Genomic DNA, 20,222 nt, shown 5'->3' with positions numbered 1-20,222 from the left:
TGCCTATTTATAAAGTCTTTAGTATTCTTACTCTTTCTTTCTTATACAGACCTTTACTCTATAATCTTATAGATAATAAGTTCGGAAGAAGAATTGCCTTCATACTTTTTCCTTTATACATGTGTATATTTTATATTAGTAGTTTAAACAATGTAAGGTCAAATTATTTAGAAATTGATTCATATTCTTCAATGAATTATATTAGAAATAACAACTATTTAGATTTACTTCAAAAGAATGAATTTGTTAAAGATGTAGCTATACCAACTAAGATAATTAACAAACCATACACTACACTATTTATTCCCTTTAAAAAGAAAACTGAAGATTTTATTTTAAATAGGAATACAAGCTTAAAACCAAGTGAAGATCAAAGAGGCTTAAAAAGTAATTTGTACAAAATTTTCACTAAATCAAAAGGATATTCTGCCAAAAAAGATAGTATATACAGCAAATACCTAGCTGCTTTTAATGAGTCTTACAAAATTGAAATAGATAGCCTACAAATGCCTTCTAACTTTATAATTGTTAAAACAAATAAACAACTCGGGTTTGAAAACATTTTATCTCTAAAAGGTATTACAGAAGGAAAACATTTAATTTCTATTCATAGGAAAGTGTTAAATACAACAACAAAAAAAGAAAAACTTGAGCATGTAGCCCAAATCCCTTTTTGGTACTACAAGAACAATTAGTTTTAACAAAGCTAAGATGTTCTTTTTGGTATATTTGTTCACATTCAAAAATATAACCATGAAGAAAATCCTCTTAACCATAGTAGCTACGGCTACACTTCTTGCTTCTTGCAAACAAGAAAAAAAAGAAACGCTGAACACTCCTACTCCTGAAAACACGGAGTTTAACCAGTTACTAAAAGACTATAACGAAGGAAAACTACAATTAAATCCTGTAAGCGCAACTTTTGCAGGTGACAATCGTTTTAACGATCAATTTCCTAACACATTGTCAGACGAATATCAAGCGAAAAACAATGAATTTTTCAAAAATTACAAAGCTAAACTTAACAATTTTACAGATGCTGACTTAACCGAAAGTCAACAAATGAGTAAAGCGGTATTAGATTGGGACTGTGATATGGCATTGGCGCAAGCTAGCTATAAAAACGACTTATTAATGCCTATTAACCAAATGTGGACAATTAACCTTACCATGGGTCAATTGGCAAGTGGTAGTAGCGCACAACCTTTTAAAACAGTGGAAGATTACGGCAATTGGTTACGTAGATTAGACCAATACAATACCTGGCTGCAATCGGCTAAAGAACGCATGCAAGAAGGAATGAATGAAGGATATGTATTACCTAAATCATTAATTCAAAAAGTAATTCCTCAATTTGAAAGCTTAACCGTTGTAAAAAAGTCTTCTGAAGGAATTACCGATTTTTCTGAACATTTATTTTATTCTCCAATAAACGCTTTACCTGCTGATTTTTCTGATGCTGATAAAACTAGATTAACAGAAGCGTATACCAATATATTGAATGATAAGTTAATTCCGTCATTCAAAGCTATGTATGAGTTCTTAAAAAATGATTATTTAGCTGCTGGTAGAGAAAGTAGCGGTATTTCTGATATTCCTAACGGAACAGCATACTATCAACACGCTATCAAAAATTATACGACTACCAATATGACTGCTGATGAAATTCATGAATTAGGGCTAAAAGAAGTCGCTCGAATTTTATCGGAAATGGAAAAAGTAAAAGAGCAAGTTGGTTTTGAAGGAAGCTTAAAAGAGTTCTTTGATTTTGTTCGTAATAACAAAGAGTTAATGCCATATACAGAGCCGCAACAAATTATTGATAACTTTAACGCGATTCACGAAAAAATGAAGCCACAATTGGAAAAGTTATTTGGGAACAAGCCAAAAACTCCATTTGTGGTAAAGCAAACTGAAAAATTCAGAGAAGCTTCTGCCAGTGCTGAATACAACCCGGGTTCTTTAGACGGAACTCGTCCAGGAGTTTTCTATACGCCAATTCCTGATGCTACTAAATACAACGTATTTTCTGATGAAGCGTTGTTTTTACACGAGGCGATTCCGGGTCATCACTATCAAATTTCATTAACACAAGAAAATAAAGACTTACCAGATTTTAGAAAAACGTTATGGTACAGTGCTTATGGTGAAGGTTGGGCATTGTATACTGAAAATTTAGGAAAAGAATTAGGTTTATATACCGATCCTTATCAATACTTCGGAATGTTAGGTATGGAAATGCATCGAGCAATTCGTTTAGTAGTCGATACAGGAATGCATGCTAAAGGTTGGAGTCGTGAAAAAGCAATTCAATATTCATTAGACAACGAAGCAGAAGGTAAAGCAAGTATTATCTCTGAAATTGAGCGTTATATGGCGAACCCAGGACAAGCATTATCGTATAAAATTGGACAATTAAAAATCCGTGAATTACGAGCTAAGGCTAAAAAGGAATTAGGTGATAAATTCGATATTAAAGAATTCCATAATCAGGTTTTAGAAACTGGATGTATTCCGTTGGCACTTTTAGAAAACAAAATTGACAAGTGGATAGCTTCTCAAAAGTAACTTTGTAAATCTTCATAAAAAGTCCGTTCTACCTATTTAGAGCGGACTTTTTTAGTATTTTAGACCTCAATTTATGCATTATGAAATGAGCCATCAGGAATATTCATACCTATCAATATCTTTGTTGGTAAATTACATTCCTGTACTGAGCGCAGCCAAAGTGTGACCAATAAAAAACGATAAAAATAAACAGATGAAAAAGCTATTATACTCCCTATTCATTACTTCCTTTACTTTTGCTCAAACAAATACCGAAATTCATTTATTTGATATCAATTCTGAAAACGGAAAATGGAAAGTGACCAATGGAAAAAACATTTCAAATAATGATGGGTACGATAGCCAACCTTATTTTTATGATGACAACACCATTTTGTTTGCTTCCAATAGAAATGGACAAACCGATATTGTAAAATATTCTATGAATAGCGGAACTAAGAGCTTTATGAATCATACGCCCAATGGAGGCGAATATTCTCCGCAACGAATTCCCAACTCAAAAGATGTTTCTGCTGTACGTTTAGATGATAATGGCTTACAACGTTTTTATCAATATAACTTTAAAACAGGTAAAAGTAAAGAACTAATTAAAGACTTGGTAGTAGCATACCCAATGTGGTATACTAAAAACCTTGTAATTTCTTCCGTAATTGTAAATGATACTCTTGAACTTTATATGAGTGACTTAAAAAAGAACACAAACATCTCAGTAGCTAAACAAACTGGACGTTCATTTCATAAAATTCCAAACTCTAACTTAGTTAGTTTCATGAAACAAAATGGTAAAAAATGGGAAGTTTGGTCATTAAATCCTATTTCTAAAGAAACTAAAAAAATCGTTTCTACGGGAACCAGTCAAGATGTTTGTTGGCTTCCTGATGGTAGGTTGTTAATTGCTTATCAGAACATGATTTTTCAATACACCCCTAGAACTAACAAAAAGGTATCTGTTTTTCACCAGTTTAAAAATGAAAACATTAATAATATTTCAAGAATTATGGCAAATTCTGAAGGAACAAAACTAGCAATCGTAGCAGAAGTATCTCCTAGAACTTTAGCGCAAGAACAATTAGAGGCTTATAATAAAAGAGATATAGAAGCTTTTTTAAAACCTTACGCTAAAGATGTAAAAGTGTACAGTTACCCAAATAAATTAGAATATGAAGGTATTGAAGAAATGCGCAAACGATATGCTCCTAAGTTTGAAACCACAAAAGATTTACACTGTAAGATTATTAGTAGAATAGTTAAAGGAAACGTGGTGATAGATGAAGAAGAAGTTACAGCAAACGGAGCTACTTTTCAAGCTATTGCCATTTATGAAATAGTTAGTGGAAAAATTGCTGTGGTTAGGTTTATTCGCTAACAATATTTTACATTTTTAACCTTTTAGTAAAGTGATTTTTTAAAAAATAAATTTGCACAAAAACCATTAGGGTAAAAAAGAAACATGCACACAGCATTAAATTAGATACTGTAATACCTTCAAATAAATTAGGTATTTGAATAGTTGATAAGTAATCTATTCTCATCTTGGGTATTTTTAACCAACTCAATGAAGTTCCTTTTGACACAAACAACATACTAATAGCTAACACACTAGCTAACACACCCCATACTTTTTTAGAAATTAATGGTGTCGCTTTATAAATAGAGGATTCCTCTTCTTTTAAAATAGCACCCATAATATTTGCAGTAAAATCAATAGACGGTGCTTCCTCTTCTATTTCGTTGATATACTTTTTGGTAAAAGCATCTAACTCTTTTATGTTTTTATTTTCTTCCATAATGATCAATCAATTCTGGTGCTATTTTTTTTTCTACTATATTCAGTAAACTCTTTCTCGCTCTGTGTAATTTCACTTTAACATTCGCTTCAGAAAAATCAGTTACCGATACGATTTCCTTCAAACTTAGTTCTTCAAAATAAAACATCCATAAAATGGAACGCTCCTCTTCTGGTAAACTTAACAAACAACTATTTATTACTCGTGCTCGTTCTTTTTGTTCAATACCTTCTAAAATACCATCCGTAGATTGGATTCTGTTGATGACAACCTCATCAATTGGGTTGGTTATGTATTTTTCTTTATTCTTTTTCAAACTATCTAAACAAGTTCTATACGTTATTTTATACAGCCAAGTAGAAAACTTTGACTCCCCTTTAAACTTAGGTAAATTTCTATAAGCTTTGATAAAAGTATCTTGTGATATCTCTTCAGCTTCCTCTCTACTCTTTACCATTTTTAACGCTAACGAAAACACCATTACTTTATACTTTTCTACTAAAAAAGCATAAGCGTTCGTATCTCCTTTAAGAATTTTATCTATGTACGTTTGATCGTTAATAATAGTCATTTTATACTATGACTGTACCATCTTAGAAAAGGTTACAAGTATTTTTAAAAAAAAGTAAAAATTTTCTGTAACCTTTTTTAAAGTACAACTGTCATACTTGCAAACACATTAAAAATAATCATTTTAAACTTAAAAATATGGAAGTAGCAATTGTATTTATGTTCTTGTTTGCAGTAATATTCGGAATTTTTTATCTATTCTATTCAACAAGAAATAAAGAACGTTTAGCTTTAATTGAAAAAGGTGTAGATGCCAAAATTTTTATGCAAGGCGAAAAAAAACGTTCTACACTAACAGGAAGAGTTATTATCTTAAACTTGGCCTTATTAGCTATGGGAATAGGTGTTGGCGTTTTATTAGGAGTTATTTTAAGTTCTCTCTTTGGTTATAATGGTCCATGGGAAACACGCCCAGTAGATGCTATTGATGCTGAGGTTTTCTTTGTAGCTTCTATTTTTCTGTGTGCTGGCGGCGCTTTATTAATCGGTTTCAATCAAACTAAAAAATTAGACAACGAATAAAGTTTGTTTAAATAAACACGTACTTGAATAAATATGTTAAAAGAGAATAAAGCTAATTTTATTCTCTTTTTTGTTTTGTAATTTAGTAAACTAAATTCCTTAACATGAGAAAATTCACCATACTATTCTTACTTATTTCTACCAATATATTAGCGCAAACCGATACAAAAATATACGATATTATCAATGCTATTTCTAGTGACAGAATTAAAGCTGATATTACGACACTAGCTAACTTTGGTACCCGTCATACATTAAGCGATACCATTTCTAATACGCGTGGAATTGGTGCAGCACGTCGTTGGATTAAGTCTGAATTCGATAAAATTTCTTCCGATTGTAATCATTGTCTAGAGGTATTTTATCAAAAAGACTTGGTAAAAAAAGGAACCAATGCTAGAATTACTAAAGATGTTTGGGTGGTAAATGTAGTGGCTATTCAAAAAGGTACTAAATATCCAAACAATTACATTGTAATGAGTGGCGATATTGATTCAAGAATTTCCGATCCTAATAATTTTACCGATGATGCACCTGGGGCTAACGACAACGCGTCTGGAATGGCGGGTACTATTGAAGCTGCTCGTGTATTAAGTAACTATACCTTTGAAAATAGTATTATTTACGTAGGACTGTCTGGTGAAGAACAAGGTTTGTTTGGTGGAAAAGGATTGGCTGCCTACGCCAAGGAAAAAAACTGGAATATTGTGGGGGTTATGAATAATGATATGATTGGAAATATTAAAGGTGTTGACGGCGTAATTGATAATCGTACGTTTAGAATCTTTTCTGAACCTGTGCCTCCTACCGAAACTGAACGTCAACGAAAAGCGCGTCGCTTTTACGGTGGTGAGGTAGACGGAATTTCACGTCAGCTAGCACGTTATATATACAAAACTACCAAAACGTATATGCCTGAAATGAATCCGAAAATGATTTATCGCCTAGATAGGTTTGGTCGTGGCGGGCATCACCGACCTTTTAACGATGCTGGTTTTGCGGGTATTCGAATTATGGAAGCACATGAAAACTATACGCAACAACACCAAGACATTAGAACTGAGAATGGTATTGAATACGGAGATCGCTTACAATTTGTAAATTTTGAATATGCTAAAAAATTAACAGCTGTAAATGCTATCAATTTAGCTAGCATTGCTGCTGCTCCACCTTCGCCTAAAAATGTAGGAATTGGCGGTATTGTTGAAGCATCTGTCAAACTTAAATGGGATAAGGTAAATGATGCCAAAGGCTATAAAATTTACTGGAGAGATACCACTTCTCCTACTTGGGATAACTTTAAATATGTAGAAAATATTACTGAGTTTACCTTAGAGGGAATTGTCTTAGATAACTATTTCTTTGGAGTAAGTGCTGTAGGTAAAAACGGACATGAAAGCATCGTTTCGTTCCCTTCAAAAATTATACGTTAAAATGGACAATAAACCTCATCTATATTTTAAAACACATATGGAATGGAGAGCTTGGTTATTCGATAATCATAATGAAAGTGATGGAGTCCATTTAATTTTATACAAAGTTGACTTAGCCATACCTAGTATGCGTTGGGAAGAAGCTGTAAAAGTAGCTTTGTGCTTTGGTTGGATAGATAGTACTGTGAAAAGTTTAGGCGATGGTAAAAGACGGCAATACTTCTGCCCCAGAAAACCTAAAAGTGTTTGGAGTGCTTTAAATAAAAAATACATCAAAGAGCTGACTGCCTCCAATTTAATGCATGCTTCGGGAATTACTTCAGTTAAAATTGCTAAAGAAAATGGCTCTTGGAATGCTTTAGACACTGTAGAAAATTTAATTATTCCTAATGATTTACAGGTTCAATTTGATAAAAACCCAACTGCTTTTAACAACTATCAAAACTTTGCTCCATCCTATCGTAAGAGCTACTTATACTGGGTACACCAAGCCAAAAGAGAAACTACGAGAACTAAACGAATTCACGAAGTAATTCGTTTGTGCAAAGCCAACATAAAGTCTAAATAAACTGTTAAATTTTATAATATAATTAACAATATTAAACAATAATAAAAGTAAATTGCTACTCTTATTATTTATCAACTCAAACAAATTATTATGTTTACCAAAAAACTACAGTTAGTTTGTTTATTTTTTTTAACCATTTCAATAATGGGCATACAAGACATGAATGCTCAAAAAAGGAAAAAGAAAAAGAACAAAGCTAAAACAGAAGTTTCTTCTGCATCAAAAAAGAAACCCCAAAAAACAATTAAAAGCTTAACAAAAAGCAGTAAAAAATTAGACGGTCTATTTACTATTTACCAAGACTCTGTTACTGGAGATGTTAAATTATTACTGAAGAAAGAACAGTTAAATAAAGACTTTATTTACTTCTCGCAAATTGCTGACGGTGTTACAGAAGCAGGTGCTTTTAGAGGGGCTTATAGAGGTTCAAGTATTTTCAACATAAAAAAACACTTCAATAAAATTGAATTTGTTGCTCCTAATACTTCATTTTATTTTGATGAAAACAATGCGATTTCTAAGTCGGCGAAGGCGAATATTAGTGATGCGATTATAGCCAGCACTAAAATTTTAGCCTCTGATGAGAAAAAAGGAGAATATTTAATCGATGCTAATCCTTTATTTATTTCTGAAGCATTTACTCGAATTAAAGCTCCAAACTTCCCTAAAAGTTCACCTTTTGCATTTAAATTAGGTAGATTCGATAAAAACAAGTCGAAAATAAACACCATAAAAAACTATCCTGAAAACACCAATCTTAAAACTGAATATGTGTACAACAACCCTACAGTTTTAAACCAAGGATCTACAGCCATTAAAGATGGTAGATATATTTCTATAAAGGTTTTTCATACGTTTATGAACCTTCCTGAAAACAACTACCAAGCGAGAATGGATGACCCTAGAGTAGGTTATTTTTTAACCAATACTAACGATATGACCTCTACACAAACAGTGAATTATAGAGATTTTATACACCGTTGGAAACTTGTTAAGAAAAATCCTGAGCTAGCTATTTCAGAACCTGTAAAACCAATTACTTGGTGGATTGAGAACTCAACACCTAAAGAGTTTATTGAAACTATAAAGGAAGGTGTTTTAGCGTGGAACGAGGCTTTTGAAAAAGCGGGATTCAAAAATGCTATGGTTGTAAAAGTTCAACCAGAGGATGCTACATGGGATGCTGGCGATGTTCGCTACAATGTGTTGCGATGGACTTCTTCTCCTAACCCTCCATTTGGTGGTTACGGACCAAGTTTTGTAAACCCAAAAACAGGTGAGATTTTAGGAGCTGACATCATGCTTGAATACGTTCATTTTACCAATCGCGTGAAATACAATAAAATATTTGGAGAGGTGTCTAAAGCTTCTTCGGAAGAAGAGGCACGTGCTATTTTTACAAGTGAAAACAACCACATGTACTGTTCAGCAGGTCATTTAATGCATGAAAACACCATGTTTGGTAAGACGGTTTTAGCAGCGACAGGTGCATCTGATTTAGCAATGGAAGGTATGAAAAGAGAAGCTATGAAATCATTAATCATGCACGAAGTTGGTCATACATTAGGTTTAAACCACAATATGAAAGCAAGTCAGTTGTTTTCTCCTGAGCAATTAGCCGATGCTGATTTTATAAAAGGAAAATGCTTAACTGGTTCTGTTATGGACTATGCCGCTATCAATTTAACACTTGATAGAAGTAAACAAGGACAATATTACGATACTGCGGTAGGACCTTATGATATTTGGGCTATCCAATACGGTTATACTCCTTTTAAGAACAGAGCTGAGATGGATGCGTTATTAGCGCAATCAACAAAACCAGAATTAATTTTTGGTAATGATGCAGACGATATGCGTTCTCCTGGTAAAGCGATAGATCCTCGTGTAATGACAGGTGATTTATCAAACGATCAAATCAAATATTCAATTGACCGCATTAAGCTGGCTAATAACATGATGTTTACTATTAAACAGCGTTTTGCAAAAGAAGGACAAACTTATGAAGAGCTTAGAAACGCTTATTATATCTTAAATGGTCAAGCTGCTAGAGCAGGTGATGTAATTTCTAGGTTTATAGGTGGTGTTTATGTAGACAGAGCTGTGTCGGGTCAGGAAAATGCTAGTCAACCATACACACCTGTTAGTTTAGCAGATCAAAAAAGAGCTATGGACGCTTTAAAAACTTACATTTTTGCTCCAGATGCCTTTAATGCTCCTAAAGATTTATACAATTATTTAGCAAAACAAAGACGTGGTTTTAACTTCTTTGCAAGGTCTGAAGATCCTAAAATTCATGCAGAAGTATTAAGCTATCAAAAAAGAGTGCTAAACCATATTTTACACAGAAACACTTTGCAAAGAATTTCTGATTCAGAATTGTATGGAAATCAGTATAAACTGGCTACTTTTATGACAGACCTTAACAATGCGATTTTTAAGGTGGATGTAAATACCAATATCAACTCTTTCCGCCAAAACTTACAAACAGAGTATACTAAGATGTTATTAAAAATGGTTAATGAAAAAAGTAAATATACAAATGCTTCTAAAGCCATGGCCTTATATAACTTAAATAGAATTAAGTCATGGGTAAGTAATGGTGTTGGAAATATTGCCACAAAAGCTCATAAAAATCAATTAAAACTGTTAATTAATAATACTCTTAAAGACGTAAAATAATAGTATTAATAACCATCATACAACCCCATCATTACAAAATGATGGGGTTTCTTTTTTACCACACACTTATAACTAACTTTTAATTACCATGTAATAAACCTAATAGAAAGGATATTTAGGTAGATTCTAAATGATTTTTAGTATTTTGTACTCCAATCAATAAACTATATGCAACTAGAATCCCTCGTTAAAAATTTTAAAAACAAAGATGTAAAAGCTTTTGAAAGCCTCTACGAAATGTACAAACAAAGCGTTACTGGTGTAATTTTCAATATTGTTAGAGATCAGACGGTAGCTGAAGAAATAACACAAGATGTTTTTATAAAAGCTTGGAATAATGCAAACACTTATTCTGAGAAAAAAGGACGTTTTTTTACATGGATTATCAATATTGCCCGAAATGCTGCTATTGATAAAACAAGATCTAAAAACTTTAAGAACAATTCAAAAAACCTTGATGCCGAAATTTTCGTAGATATATTAGAGAACCACGATAGTTTGGACTCTAAAACAGATGCAATTGGTATAAAAAACTTTGTAAACAAGTTAAAAGATACTTGTATTAAGGTTATAGAGCTTCTTTATTTTAAAGGCTTTACACAAAAGGAAGTTTCTGAAAGTTTAAAAATACCCCTTGGTACTGTAAAAACAAGAAGCCGAAATTGTATTAACGAATTAAGACTTATGCTTAAATAATGGCTACAAACAAACACATAGAATCTGGAATATTAGAACTCTATATAGCTGGGGCTCTTTCTGATAAAGAAAATGAGCAAGTATATGGGTTAATGATGGAACATCCTGAGATTTTAGAAGAGGTAAAAGAAATTGAAAAGTCTATTTCTATACTTACTTCTCATGTTGCTCCTAAAAATGCTAAAAATTCTTTTAAAGACGTTTTAATAAAAATGTTACAAGAAAAAGAAAATTCAGCCAACACAATTCCTTTACGAACATCAAAAAATAATTGGGTAACTTATACTGGGTGGGCTGCTGCCTTAGTAGTTGGGAGTACTTTAATTTTATCGTTAAATAAGAGTGCTAATTTACAAGGTCAAATAGACACAATTAATGAATCAAAAGAGCAGTATGAAATTCAATTAGATAAAACTAATGCTGATTTAGCTGAAAACAAAAAACTTTTAGCAGTAATAAGAAGCAAAGAAATAGTTACGGTTCCATTACAGGGACAAAAAGTGTATCCTGAAGCCTATGCTAAAGTATATTGGAACAAAAGCTCAAAAAATATATATTTAGATGTTCAAGGTTTACCCAATCCTCCAGAAGGAAAGGTGTACCAAGTATGGTCTTTAAAACTTGATCCTTTGGCTCCTACTAGCTTAGGAACTATAGATCAATTTACAGCTAGTGATACTAAAATATTCACTATTGAAAACCCAAATGATTCACAAGCTTTTGGTATAACTTTAGAGCCAGCCGGTGGAAGTGAAACACCTACTTTAGAACAATTATACACTCTGGGTGCAGTATAAACAACAATCTATTCATAAATTAATATAGCCGCTTAAAGCGGCTATATTTTTGTTGCCATTAATCCTTCTAAAAAAATGACAACTCATGAAGTCCCCCCGGACTATCATTTTTTTTAAAAAGAATATCGTATGGTGGCTTTAGCAGAAAACGGTGTTCCTGGTGTAAAGTGAATTTCTTCTACAGGGTTGGGTTCATTTTGTAGCCTTGATTCTGTAGCAAATTGTGTTTCGTTCCAAGCTACGTCAAAAATATTTTCCAAAGCAACCCCAAATGTTATGTTATTTACTTTATAGCTAACATTGGCATCGGTAACAAAATAACCTTCTGCTACAATTGAATTATCTTCATTTGCTGGTCTGTCTCCTATATATCGGTAATTCATTCCTCCTGAAAAATTCTTAAAATTAGTTACAGATAAGCCTCCTGTTACAGTTACTTTAGGAGCTAAAGGAACATTGTTTTCTCCAGATGGGGCTTCAATACTTTTGGCTTTTGTATAAGTAGCATCGCTGTCAAAATATAACCAATTTGTTAATTGATATCTAAGACCTAAATCGATACCATACCGTTGTGTTTCTCCTGAAGGCTCTACAATACCTGCATCTCCAACATATACCAATTCATCTTCTGAAAGCAAATACCATACTGCTGAATTTATAGCTATTTTTGAAGTAGGTTTCCAAACTGTTCCTAAATCAACACCGTAGGCTCTAGGCAAAGTTTTTTTATTAGGTTGTGTTGCCACTACCCTAGTATCATTTGAGTGAAACCCTATTCCTGATTTTAAAAACCATTGAATTTTTTGGTTTGGAGTATAGGTTAGATTAATTTTAGGATTGACAACCACTTGCGATTCCGAAAATGTTTTATACTCTTGTAATAAATAATCATTGTAGTTAAATTTTAGATAGTCTAAGCGTAACGCTGGTGCCACCATAAATTTCCCAAACTCAAATTCACTATTTACAAAAGCGTAATAGTTGGTTTGGTTTACCTTTCCTAATTGAATTTGGTCTAATACTTCTTTTCTTTGTAGCGTATGTGATAGCTCTAAATTATCTACGATATCAGCGCGTAACCCTGTTCCAAAAGTTAGTTCTACAGGTGTATTTGACACGTATGTCTTCTTTTTAAACTGTGTATTGAACCCAAAAATATCTCTATTTTCAGTTTGCTTTATTTGATCTCCGTTTACAGGATCGTCTAAAAAGAAAGTAAAGTTTGAAAATAAATTGAAATTATAGTTCGAATAAAAAACATTTGACGTTACGCTAATATCATTCTTTAAAACTTTTGAGTGTTCTAAATTTATGTTTGTTCTCGAGGTTGTTCCTCCTTCAGTATCATCTATTGAACCAAAACGAGTAATATTTCCATTATCAACTTCTCTTTGTGGTATTTGCCCAGAAGCGTCCCATTTACTCGTAAAATGTGAAGCTGATAATGATAAACTACTATTGTCTTTTAAAAAAGTTCTATATTTCGTAAAAATATTAATTCGGCTAAAATTCTGAGGAGACTCTACAAAACCATCTGTTGCTAAATATTCAATAGCTACATAGGCATTATCAGTACTATTTTTGTCTAATAAATTAAACATTCCTAAAGTTCTAAAAGTATTGAACTGCCCTATACCAACTTCAATTTCGCTATTTTCTAAATATGTTTTTGTTTTAAAATCTACATATCCAGCGGTATTAAAATCACCTTTACTAGCGTAGTAAGGCCCTTTTCCGAAGTTTATTTTTTCAATCGTTTCAGGAATAATAAAGTGTAAATCACTATACCCTTGTCCATGTGCATGAGAAACCATATTTACTGGTGTTCCATCTACCGACAATGCTATATCAGTACCATGATCGATATCAAAACCTCTTAAAAATATTTGTTCTGCTTTTCCTCCACCCGCATGTTGACCTATAAAAAGCCCTGGTACTCGTTGTAATATTTGTTGAGATGAACTTACTGGTTTTTTATCTAAATCAACTCTAACAATTGTTTGTAATGGATCTCTTTTATTAGACAGTACCATTTCATCTAATAAAAAACTTTTCATTTCTAAGACAATTACTTTAGATGATCTTAAATCATCACGATCTAATTGTAGCTTGATTTTTTTATATCCTAAAATTCCAAATTCAATAATATCTCCTACTTTTGAATTATCTAAGATAAAATCTCCATTAACTTTCGTGTGTGTATGACTATTACTGGTAGTGTTGTATACGTACACATTTTCTAAAGGCTTTTTATTAGTATTAAATACCTTTCCCTTAAATTGTTGCGAAAATACATGACAACTACCTAGCAATAATGCTAAAAATAAAATATTTGCTTTCAAAATACTGGGGTTTAACTATATACTTAAAATTTTTTCTGTCATCAACGGACCTAATTCAAAAGAGCTTTCTAGCAACTCATCTTTTAAAGCCATAGCTTTATCATTAATTCCATTTGCTTTGTAAATTTCAGCTATATGATATTGTATTTCGGGCTCGAAAGTTTTATCTACTACATGTGTATTAATTACTTCTAAAGCTTTTTTAAACTCTTTATTTTTGTAATAATACCAAGCTAGTAAATCGTATGATTGTGGCGTAGGCCTGCTCTCAATTTCTTTTTCTATGTACGATAATGCGTTAGCTGTATCGTTAAATTCTTCTAGATATAACTTCGCTAAATGCTGATGATACATTACACCATACAAGCTATTTTTCACAGCCGATAAATATACCTCTATATTACTTTCTTTCATTGTTAAATTATTCTTAAACTCAGCTATTTCTGCCTTTAACAAATAGTAATCTGGTGAGGAATGTTCGTCACTTATGATATCTAAAATTCGTAGTGCTTCATCTGCATTTTTATCATGAGAATATACAATCCAAGCAATGCCTTTTTTTGCATACGCATTACTGTTATCTAGTTCTAATGCTTTTAAGTATAAATTATAAGAATCCTTTATTTGACCGTTATGCCCATAAAAGTCAGCTAAATTAGTATAGCTCCAAGCTTTTAATTCCTTGTTATTTGCCTCTTCAGCTTTTTTCATCGCCTTTTCCATAAAACGAATTGCAGAAGACAAATCTCCTTTATAATCATGCCATTTAGAAACTCTAATTAAGTAGTCAAAGTCGGCATAATCCTCAATTTTGGCTAAATATTCTGAAGCTTTGTTAGGTTCTCCTAACTCTAAATAAACATCAAATAGCATTTTTTGAGTCGCTTTTAAATTCTCTCCATTTATTGCTGCTTTTTTTAGCAATTCTAACGATTCTTTAAATCGGTGTTGAGAAATATAGTTTCTTGCTAATGATCGTAAATATGAAGCTTTGTTATAATTTGTTTTTTGATTAATTTGTAACAGCTTTTTCTCCGCTTCTATCAAGTAAGAAATAGTTCCTTTTTCTGAGAAAAGTAACGTATTAGCCTTTGCTATTTTGCTTAAATACGGATATTGTGTTGGCTGATTATTAAGTTTTTTCTGCCAAAAGTTTAGTTCTTTTTGCGCTAACGACTCTGAAGCAGTCATCGTATTCTCTAAGTACTTATTATACTCTTCTTGGTTAGCTACCTTTGTTGTTTTTGAAGTGGTACAACTCACTATGGCGCTACTTAAAATAGCACATATAATTAGGTTAATAGTTTTCATTTTAGAAGGATTTTTAGTTTGTAATTTGTTTAAAAATTGGTTGCTAAAAAGCAACCAATTTCACCCCTAGGAGGGTTAGTCATCCCGTTCTACCAAGGACTTGCCAAATATGGAAAAGAACTTAAGAAGTCTTTATCATTTCCATCTACATGATCATCTGACAATGTTGGGTTTTCGGAAAAATCTTCCCCTCCAAAAATCAATAATAATTCAACTGTAATTACGTCGTCTGCTAAAGCTCTCCCTGTTAACACATTAGTACCGTCATAAAAAGTTGTTGTACCATCTAATGAAACAGTTAGCACGTCAGTTGCTAAAACGCTGGCAAAAGTGGCAGCATCTAAACCTAATGCATTTGCATCACCATCATTTGCGTAGGCTGGACTTAATGCTTTTAAATTCGCTTCAAACATGGCAGCGAAGTTTGCTCCTTGTTCAGACGGTATTGTAACGTTAAACGCATCTTTCATATCACTATTTACAAAAACTGTGTTCACTGCTGGTCTACCCATTTGGTCTTTTTGCATATAACTTCCTGAAAAATCAATAGAAGCCATTGGCGGTACATTGTTATCGTCGTCACTACAACTTGCTAAAGCAAAAGTTGATAGGATTAAAATTGCTAAAATTTTTATATTGTTAAGTTTCATGTCTTTTATTTTTAAAGTTGATTGATTTTTACTGCTTCATTTTAGTTTCTACCCAAGTATTGATGGTTCCTGAACCTCCAATCATAGATTTTGGTACCTCTACTACTACCGATAATACATTTGTACCAGCAAAAGTATCCGCCCCAGGATCGTTAAAACCGCCTGCATTTCCTGCGATGATTTCACCGTATTGAGCAAAATCCATAAAGAAAGGATCGTCTCTAGGTCCTGCAAAAAATTGCATTCCTCCTTTACTTCCAATAATAGCACTAGATCCGTAAGGTGTTATAGACACCCCGTATTCTGAACCATCTTGTGGTAACGTACTACTTAAACCTGTTGTTGATGGACTATAGGGACCAAAAAAGTACATTTTCCCATCTCTTGGAATTGCCTGAATTACCAAGTCTTCAACTTTATCGTCATTGTTGTCAATATTGAACTCTATCAATACATTTTCATCAAAGCTCGCTGATGCTGTAGCAGATGGACTTAACAATCCTTGGATATTTGCTACAAATACAAGATTGCTTGTATTTTCTCCTTGGAAGGCGTAATAGTCTGTAATATCACTTGAACCTCCTGTTACGTTTGGAGCGTCAATGTGATCGGCTGCCAATAAAACTAGTCCTATTAATGCTAAAGCACTAGCTCCAATAATTAATTTCATTTTTTTCATGGTTGTAAATTTTAAAGTTAATTACTCATTCAACCTTACTTACGAGAAAATGATAATAGTGGTTTTCTTTTTTTTAAACTTTTTTTCACGAAAGACTGATAAGCCTTAATTTTACTAGGGTGTATGATGAATATTTTTTTATAATCTTTCTTCTACTCGCCTCATTTTTTTAAAAATGAATGTTTATTTTTGAGTACTATGGCGACTATATTAATTACAGGAGGAACTGGTTTAATTGGAAAAGAGTTAACTAAAAAGTTAACTAGCAAAGGACATGTCGTTAACATTCTTACCAGAACCCCAAAAAAGAATAACGAATTTCGTTGGAATGTTAAAGAAGGGTTTATCGATAAAGATGCTTTTAATAATGTGAGTCATATTGTTCATTTGGCTGGAGCTGGAATTGCTGATAAACGTTGGACCAATGAAAGAAAAAAAGAATTAATTGATAGCCGTGTAAAAACAGCTACTTTACTATTTAATAAAGTACAAGAATATCAAATACCTCTTAAAAAGTTTATTTCTGCTTCTGGTATTGGGTATTATGGAGCAATTACTTCTGATAAGATCTATACAGAAAAAGATAAGCCCGAAAATGATTTTATCTCTAAAATTTGTGTAAAATGGGAAGCGGCTACTCATCAATTTAAACATATTGACATTCCAATAACAATTTTACGAACTGGTGTCGTGCTTTCAAAAAATGGTGGTGCATTGCAAAAAATGAATACCCCTTTGTTTTTATCTGCCTTAGGAAATGGTAAACAATACATGCCTTGGATTCATATTGTTGATTTATGTGAACTGTATACAAAAGCAATAGAAGACAACAGTTTTACTGGAGTTTATAACGCTGTTGCTCCTGAACATCAAACCAATGAAAATTTTACGAAGGTATTAAGTAAGGTTATCAATAAACCCGTACTTCCTATGAATGCTCCTTCGTTTATTTTAAAAGCCGCTTTAGGTGAAATGGCTTATATTTTATTAAAAGGAAGCAGGGTTTCTTCTAAGAAAACAAATAGCAGCTATAATTTTATTTTTTCAGACTTAGTCACAGCTTTAACCAATATTTATAATGGATAACAAACTTGAAAATCCTGTTTGGCATTCGTTGTGTGAAACACATGAAAAATTTGCTATTAATTATGATAACGTAAAGTTTTATAATCCTACTATTTGTCCTTTCGGTGCTTTTACAGAGGCTTCAAAAACTGCAAATGCCCTGAATGAATATGCAACGCTTACAGATAAATTCTTTTTAGTTTCTGAAACAAAAATCCCTACCTACGATAAAGACAAAATTCTTCTATATAAAAAGATTGATGGCTGCCAAATGGTACTTGAAAACTTAACAGATTTTGATATTACAGAAGAAATAATACCATTAACTGAAAAACACGTTGATGACATTTTTAATCTAGTATGGTTAGTAATGCCAGGTTATTACAGGAAAAGAACTTTTGATATGGGGAAGTATTTTGGAATTTTTAAAGACCAAAAGCTTGTTGCTGTAACCGGACAACGGATGCAAACCAATGATTTTATTGAAGTTAGCGCTGTAGTTACCCATCCTAAATACACCAGAAAAGGATTTGCTAAACAACTTTCTCAACATGTTACTAAAGAAATTTTAACCGCTGGAAAACATCCTATTTTGCATACCAACAAAGGAAACCCTGCAATACAACTTTATGAAAAATTAGGGTACAAACTCTCAAGAGATATGAATTGGTGGTTTTTCCATAAAAAATAAGAGCCCAGAAATTCCTGAGCTCTTTCTGTATATATTTATTTAGTCAATTCTGGTACTGATGTGTAAATGTAATCTCCGTGTTTCCCTGTAAAATATTTTCCAATTTGTTTTCCATACTCTTTTCTTTTAGCTTGGTCTGACCAATGCTCCTTAAAAAGTTCATCACTCTTTTTTCTCATTTTATCTAAATCTGCCATTGACTCTACTACATAAGCTCTGGTATATTCTGTTCTATCTGATCCCCAAGCATGTGTATGCTGGTAAAATCCTTTTATAAATTCATTTTTTTGAATAACATTATCTAAATATTGTTTGGATAATGCATCGTATTCTTCCATAGAGCCATCTTCTGGAAAAGCAAAATGTCCTTTTACTACTAACCAAATCATCTCTTTATTTGTTGGTTGCAAGATTTTTGCTCCACCTATAGGTACATAAATCTCATCTGAATGGTTAGGTATGTAATACGCCTCTTTTTTCTTAAAGTACGCTTCTCTTTTATCTTTATCTGGCCAAGCTTTATTTATTAGTTCTCCACTTTTTTTATAAGCTTTATCAATAGCATCCCAAGAAGAGTATGTAGTTACAAAAACTATTTCTGTATTATCTGGTGTAAAGCGATGTAAAAACACAAATGATCTTAAGATAAATTCATTCTTCTTTACCACATTGTCTAAAAACTCTTTTTCTACAGCAATCCATTCCTCTTTATCAAAATTTTCATAGTTAAGGTTCCAGTGTCCTGTCGTGACAGTTATATACTCTGGACGTTGATTCTCTTCTTGTGAAAAGGCAGATATTGGGATAAGCATAAATAATAAAAACCCCATTAATGGCATAAGTTTAACAGTTTTCATAATAGTTAGTTTTAGTTATGATTGAAAAAATGTAATTATGGGTTTGCTTGAATAGTGTATTCTAAACTACCCCATTGCGAGAAGTATAATGAGGGTTTTACAAAATTAACAAATTACAACATATTAAAAACAAGTATTTTAACTGTTTTTAGCATACCAAAAAGCTCAGAATAAATTCTGAGCTTTTCAAATAACTTTATGAGGTATGTTTTTAACCTTTCGTAAACTTGGCTGTCATATTAGTTGTTGCGTCTTGTCCTTGAACCTTCATCGTCATATTAATTTTTGATTCTAAAGGCATGCCAGTACTTCTATCGATATCCATAGCACCGGTAATATCACCATCTGCTGCTCCTGTTATTTTTCCAGAAATATCTATTAAAACATTTTTAGAAGTAATTGATTTTACTTTATAGATAAAACTAAAATTCATTGTTCCATCATTTTTAGTTTTTGTCCAAGTATCACCTACTGCAACAGCTTCTTTAGGGTAAATTACACTCCCTGATTGTTTTGCAAAATCTTTAGCTCCTTGAATAGTACTAGGTTCAACTTTAGTTTCTATAATGTTCCCTAAATTGTCTCCTTTTGTTATAATTGTAGCAGACAACATTGGTTGCATTTTAGCCTTCATCATTTTTCCAGCTTCGTCTAATTCTTCATCTTTTTTGGTCGAATCATAGGATAAGTTCATTCCTCCTTGCTTCATATCCATCGCCATCTTAGTAATTTGTGCACTACTTTCATAGGTGTTATCAGAAACACCAGTAATATTATACTTCATTTGAATATGCATATCGTTGGTCATCATACCTATGCCTATCACTTGGCTCATATTCATATCCATAGTATATGACTGTCCTTTTTCATAGTTTAAACGAAGTAACACTTTTTCTTGTGCTGCACTTATTATGGTTACCCCTAACAAAAGTGCTATTAAAATTTTTTTCATCTTTTTTAATTTCTATTATACTTTTAAGTAGCTAATATAGGTAAAAATTAAA

Annotated in this window: 19 protein-coding genes; 11 read left to right on the top strand and 8 right to left on the bottom strand. The window is 32.3% G+C overall.

Translation table 11 applies throughout. The annotated features are described in order from the left end of the window. The 3 genes from ACN0WY_RS03980 to ACN0WY_RS03970 form a co-directional block, all read left to right on the top strand. A partial coding sequence (locus ACN0WY_RS03980) for a hypothetical protein (RefSeq protein ID WP_417799630.1) occupies positions 1-695 on the top strand: 695 nt, incomplete at its 5' end. A gap of 58 nt (positions 696-753) precedes the next feature. Continuing rightward, positions 754-2,568 (top strand): DUF885 domain-containing protein, encoded by a 1,815-nt coding sequence (locus tag ACN0WY_RS03975; protein WP_417799629.1) that lies wholly within the window; start codon positions 754-756, stop codon positions 2,566-2,568. A gap of 193 nt (positions 2,569-2,761) precedes the next feature. Beyond that, positions 2,762-3,934 (top strand): nuclear transport factor 2 family protein, encoded by a 1,173-nt coding sequence (locus tag ACN0WY_RS03970; protein ID WP_417799628.1) that lies wholly within the window; start codon positions 2,762-2,764, stop codon positions 3,932-3,934. 7 nt (positions 3,935-3,941) lie between these two features. Here the strand turns inward: ACN0WY_RS03970 and ACN0WY_RS03965 are convergent, their stop codons facing one another. Together ACN0WY_RS03965 and ACN0WY_RS03960 are read right to left on the bottom strand one after the other, a co-directional pair. Continuing rightward, a complete protein-coding gene (locus tag ACN0WY_RS03965) occupies positions 3,942-4,355 on the bottom strand; it encodes a hypothetical protein (protein ID WP_330488135.1) in 414 nt (137 codons plus the stop codon). Beyond that, entirely contained in the window at positions 4,342-4,926 is a 585-nt protein-coding gene (locus ACN0WY_RS03960; protein ID WP_417799627.1) for an RNA polymerase sigma factor, read from the bottom strand. The genes ACN0WY_RS03965 and ACN0WY_RS03960 overlap by 14 nt, the downstream gene beginning before the upstream one ends. A gap of 137 nt (positions 4,927-5,063) precedes the next feature. Here ACN0WY_RS03960 and ACN0WY_RS03955 point away from each other — a divergent pair, with 137 nt between their 5' ends. The 6 genes from ACN0WY_RS03955 (at position 5,064) to ACN0WY_RS03930 (ending at position 11,623) form a co-directional block, all read left to right on the top strand. Continuing rightward, a complete protein-coding gene (locus ACN0WY_RS03955; RefSeq protein WP_417799626.1) occupies positions 5,064-5,447 on the top strand; it encodes a DUF6249 domain-containing protein in 384 nt (127 codons plus the stop codon). 104 nt (positions 5,448-5,551) lie between these two features. Then, the gene (locus tag ACN0WY_RS03950; RefSeq protein ID WP_417799625.1) at positions 5,552-6,880 is read left to right on the top strand and encodes a M28 family peptidase; all 1,329 of its coding nucleotides are present in this window, start codon (positions 5,552-5,554) and stop codon (positions 6,878-6,880) included. 1 nt (position 6,881) lies between these two features. After that, positions 6,882-7,448, top strand: coding sequence for a YdeI/OmpD-associated family protein (locus ACN0WY_RS03945; protein ID WP_330488139.1), 567 nt, complete (start codon positions 6,882-6,884; stop codon positions 7,446-7,448). A 144-nt stretch (positions 7,449-7,592) separates the two neighbouring features. Further along, positions 7,593-10,130, top strand: coding sequence for a zinc-dependent metalloprotease (locus ACN0WY_RS03940; protein WP_330488140.1), 2,538 nt, complete (start codon positions 7,593-7,595; stop codon positions 10,128-10,130). Between the two features lie 168 nt (positions 10,131-10,298). After that, positions 10,299-10,826: a sigma-70 family RNA polymerase sigma factor gene (locus ACN0WY_RS03935; RefSeq protein WP_330488141.1), complete on the top strand. Its 528-nt coding sequence runs from the start codon at positions 10,299-10,301 to the stop codon at positions 10,824-10,826. Continuing rightward, a complete protein-coding gene (locus tag ACN0WY_RS03930) occupies positions 10,826-11,623 on the top strand; it encodes an anti-sigma factor domain-containing protein (RefSeq protein WP_417799624.1) in 798 nt (265 codons plus the stop codon). The genes ACN0WY_RS03935 and ACN0WY_RS03930 overlap by 1 nt, the downstream gene beginning before the upstream one ends. Before the next feature lie 113 nt (positions 11,624-11,736). On the opposite strand, the gene ACN0WY_RS03925 is transcribed toward ACN0WY_RS03930, so the two are convergent. From ACN0WY_RS03925 to ACN0WY_RS03910, 4 genes are all read right to left on the bottom strand, one after another. Further along, positions 11,737-13,965: a TonB-dependent receptor gene (locus ACN0WY_RS03925; protein WP_417799623.1), complete on the bottom strand. Its 2,229-nt coding sequence runs from the start codon at positions 13,963-13,965 to the stop codon at positions 11,737-11,739. 15 nt (positions 13,966-13,980) lie between these two features. Next, the gene (locus ACN0WY_RS03920; RefSeq protein ID WP_417799622.1) at positions 13,981-15,276 is read right to left on the bottom strand and encodes a tetratricopeptide repeat protein; all 1,296 of its coding nucleotides are present in this window, start codon (positions 15,274-15,276) and stop codon (positions 13,981-13,983) included. A gap of 89 nt (positions 15,277-15,365) precedes the next feature. Continuing rightward, a complete protein-coding gene (locus ACN0WY_RS03915) occupies positions 15,366-15,926 on the bottom strand; it encodes a DUF4331 family protein (protein ID WP_330488145.1) in 561 nt (186 codons plus the stop codon). 28 nt (positions 15,927-15,954) lie between these two features. After that, positions 15,955-16,605 carry a DUF4331 family protein gene (locus tag ACN0WY_RS03910; protein ID WP_330488146.1) on the bottom strand — a complete coding sequence of 217 codons (651 nt, stop codon included), beginning with the start codon at positions 16,603-16,605 and terminating at the stop codon, positions 15,955-15,957. Between the two features lie 198 nt (positions 16,606-16,803). Here ACN0WY_RS03910 and ACN0WY_RS03905 point away from each other — a divergent pair, with 198 nt between their 5' ends. Together ACN0WY_RS03905 and ACN0WY_RS03900 are read left to right on the top strand one after the other, a co-directional pair. Next, entirely contained in the window at positions 16,804-17,691 is an 888-nt protein-coding gene (locus ACN0WY_RS03905) for a TIGR01777 family oxidoreductase (protein ID WP_417799621.1), read from the top strand. Further along, positions 17,684-18,361 (top strand): GNAT family N-acetyltransferase, encoded by a 678-nt coding sequence (locus tag ACN0WY_RS03900; RefSeq protein WP_417799620.1) that lies wholly within the window; start codon positions 17,684-17,686, stop codon positions 18,359-18,361. The genes ACN0WY_RS03905 and ACN0WY_RS03900 overlap by 8 nt, the downstream gene beginning before the upstream one ends. 35 nt (positions 18,362-18,396) lie before the next feature. Here the strand turns inward: ACN0WY_RS03900 and ACN0WY_RS03895 are convergent, their stop codons facing one another. Both ACN0WY_RS03895 and ACN0WY_RS03890 read right to left on the bottom strand, forming a co-directional pair. Beyond that, entirely contained in the window at positions 18,397-19,218 is an 822-nt protein-coding gene (locus ACN0WY_RS03895; protein ID WP_417799619.1) for a hypothetical protein, read from the bottom strand. Positions 19,219-19,429: 211 nt separating this feature from the next. Further along, on the bottom strand, positions 19,430-20,170 hold the full coding sequence (locus ACN0WY_RS03890) for a DUF6263 family protein (protein ID WP_330488150.1): 741 nt from the start codon (positions 20,168-20,170) through the stop codon (positions 19,430-19,432). Positions 20,171-20,222: the final 52 nt, after the last annotated feature.

The organism is Tenacibaculum sp., assembly GCF_048269885.1.
Lineage (GTDB): Bacteria > Bacteroidota > Bacteroidia > Flavobacteriales > Flavobacteriaceae > Polaribacter.
The sequence above is the reverse complement of the archived record's forward strand: the minus strand, read 5'-3'. Positions and strand labels throughout refer to the sequence as shown.

Excerpts from the sequence above, each read along its gene's own strand:
- ACN0WY_RS03890 (WP_330488150.1), bottom strand. The coding sequence starts at position 20,170 with ATGAAAAAAATTTTAATAGCACTTTTGTTAGGGGTAACCATAATAAGT.
- ACN0WY_RS03955 (WP_417799626.1), top strand. The coding sequence starts at position 5,064 with ATGGAAGTAGCAATTGTATTTATGTTCTTGTTTGCAGTAATATTCGGA.
- ACN0WY_RS03940 (WP_330488140.1), top strand. The coding sequence starts at position 7,593 with ATGGGCATACAAGACATGAATGCTCAAAAAAGGAAAAAGAAAAAGAAC.
- ACN0WY_RS03905 (WP_417799621.1), top strand. The coding sequence starts at position 16,804 with ATGGCGACTATATTAATTACAGGAGGAACTGGTTTAATTGGAAAAGAG.
- ACN0WY_RS03960 (WP_417799627.1), bottom strand. The coding sequence starts at position 4,926 with ATGACTATTATTAACGATCAAACGTACATAGATAAAATTCTTAAAGGA.
- ACN0WY_RS03900 (WP_417799620.1), top strand. The coding sequence starts at position 17,684 with ATGGATAACAAACTTGAAAATCCTGTTTGGCATTCGTTGTGTGAAACA.
- ACN0WY_RS03910 (WP_330488146.1), bottom strand. The coding sequence starts at position 16,605 with ATGAAAAAAATGAAATTAATTATTGGAGCTAGTGCTTTAGCATTAATA.
- ACN0WY_RS03950 (WP_417799625.1), top strand. The coding sequence starts at position 5,552 with ATGAGAAAATTCACCATACTATTCTTACTTATTTCTACCAATATATTA.
- ACN0WY_RS03970 (WP_417799628.1), top strand. The coding sequence starts at position 2,762 with ATGAAAAAGCTATTATACTCCCTATTCATTACTTCCTTTACTTTTGCT.
- ACN0WY_RS03935 (WP_330488141.1), top strand. The coding sequence starts at position 10,299 with ATGCAACTAGAATCCCTCGTTAAAAATTTTAAAAACAAAGATGTAAAA.
- ACN0WY_RS03945 (WP_330488139.1), top strand. The coding sequence starts at position 6,882 with ATGGACAATAAACCTCATCTATATTTTAAAACACATATGGAATGGAGA.
- ACN0WY_RS03975 (WP_417799629.1), top strand. The coding sequence starts at position 754 with ATGAAGAAAATCCTCTTAACCATAGTAGCTACGGCTACACTTCTTGCT.
- ACN0WY_RS03920 (WP_417799622.1), bottom strand. The coding sequence starts at position 15,276 with ATGAAAACTATTAACCTAATTATATGTGCTATTTTAAGTAGCGCCATA.
- ACN0WY_RS03930 (WP_417799624.1), top strand. The coding sequence starts at position 10,826 with ATGGCTACAAACAAACACATAGAATCTGGAATATTAGAACTCTATATA.
- ACN0WY_RS03895 (WP_417799619.1), bottom strand. The coding sequence starts at position 19,218 with ATGAAAACTGTTAAACTTATGCCATTAATGGGGTTTTTATTATTTATG.
- ACN0WY_RS03965 (WP_330488135.1), bottom strand. The coding sequence starts at position 4,355 with ATGGAAGAAAATAAAAACATAAAAGAGTTAGATGCTTTTACCAAAAAG.
- ACN0WY_RS03915 (WP_330488145.1), bottom strand. The coding sequence starts at position 15,926 with ATGAAACTTAACAATATAAAAATTTTAGCAATTTTAATCCTATCAACT.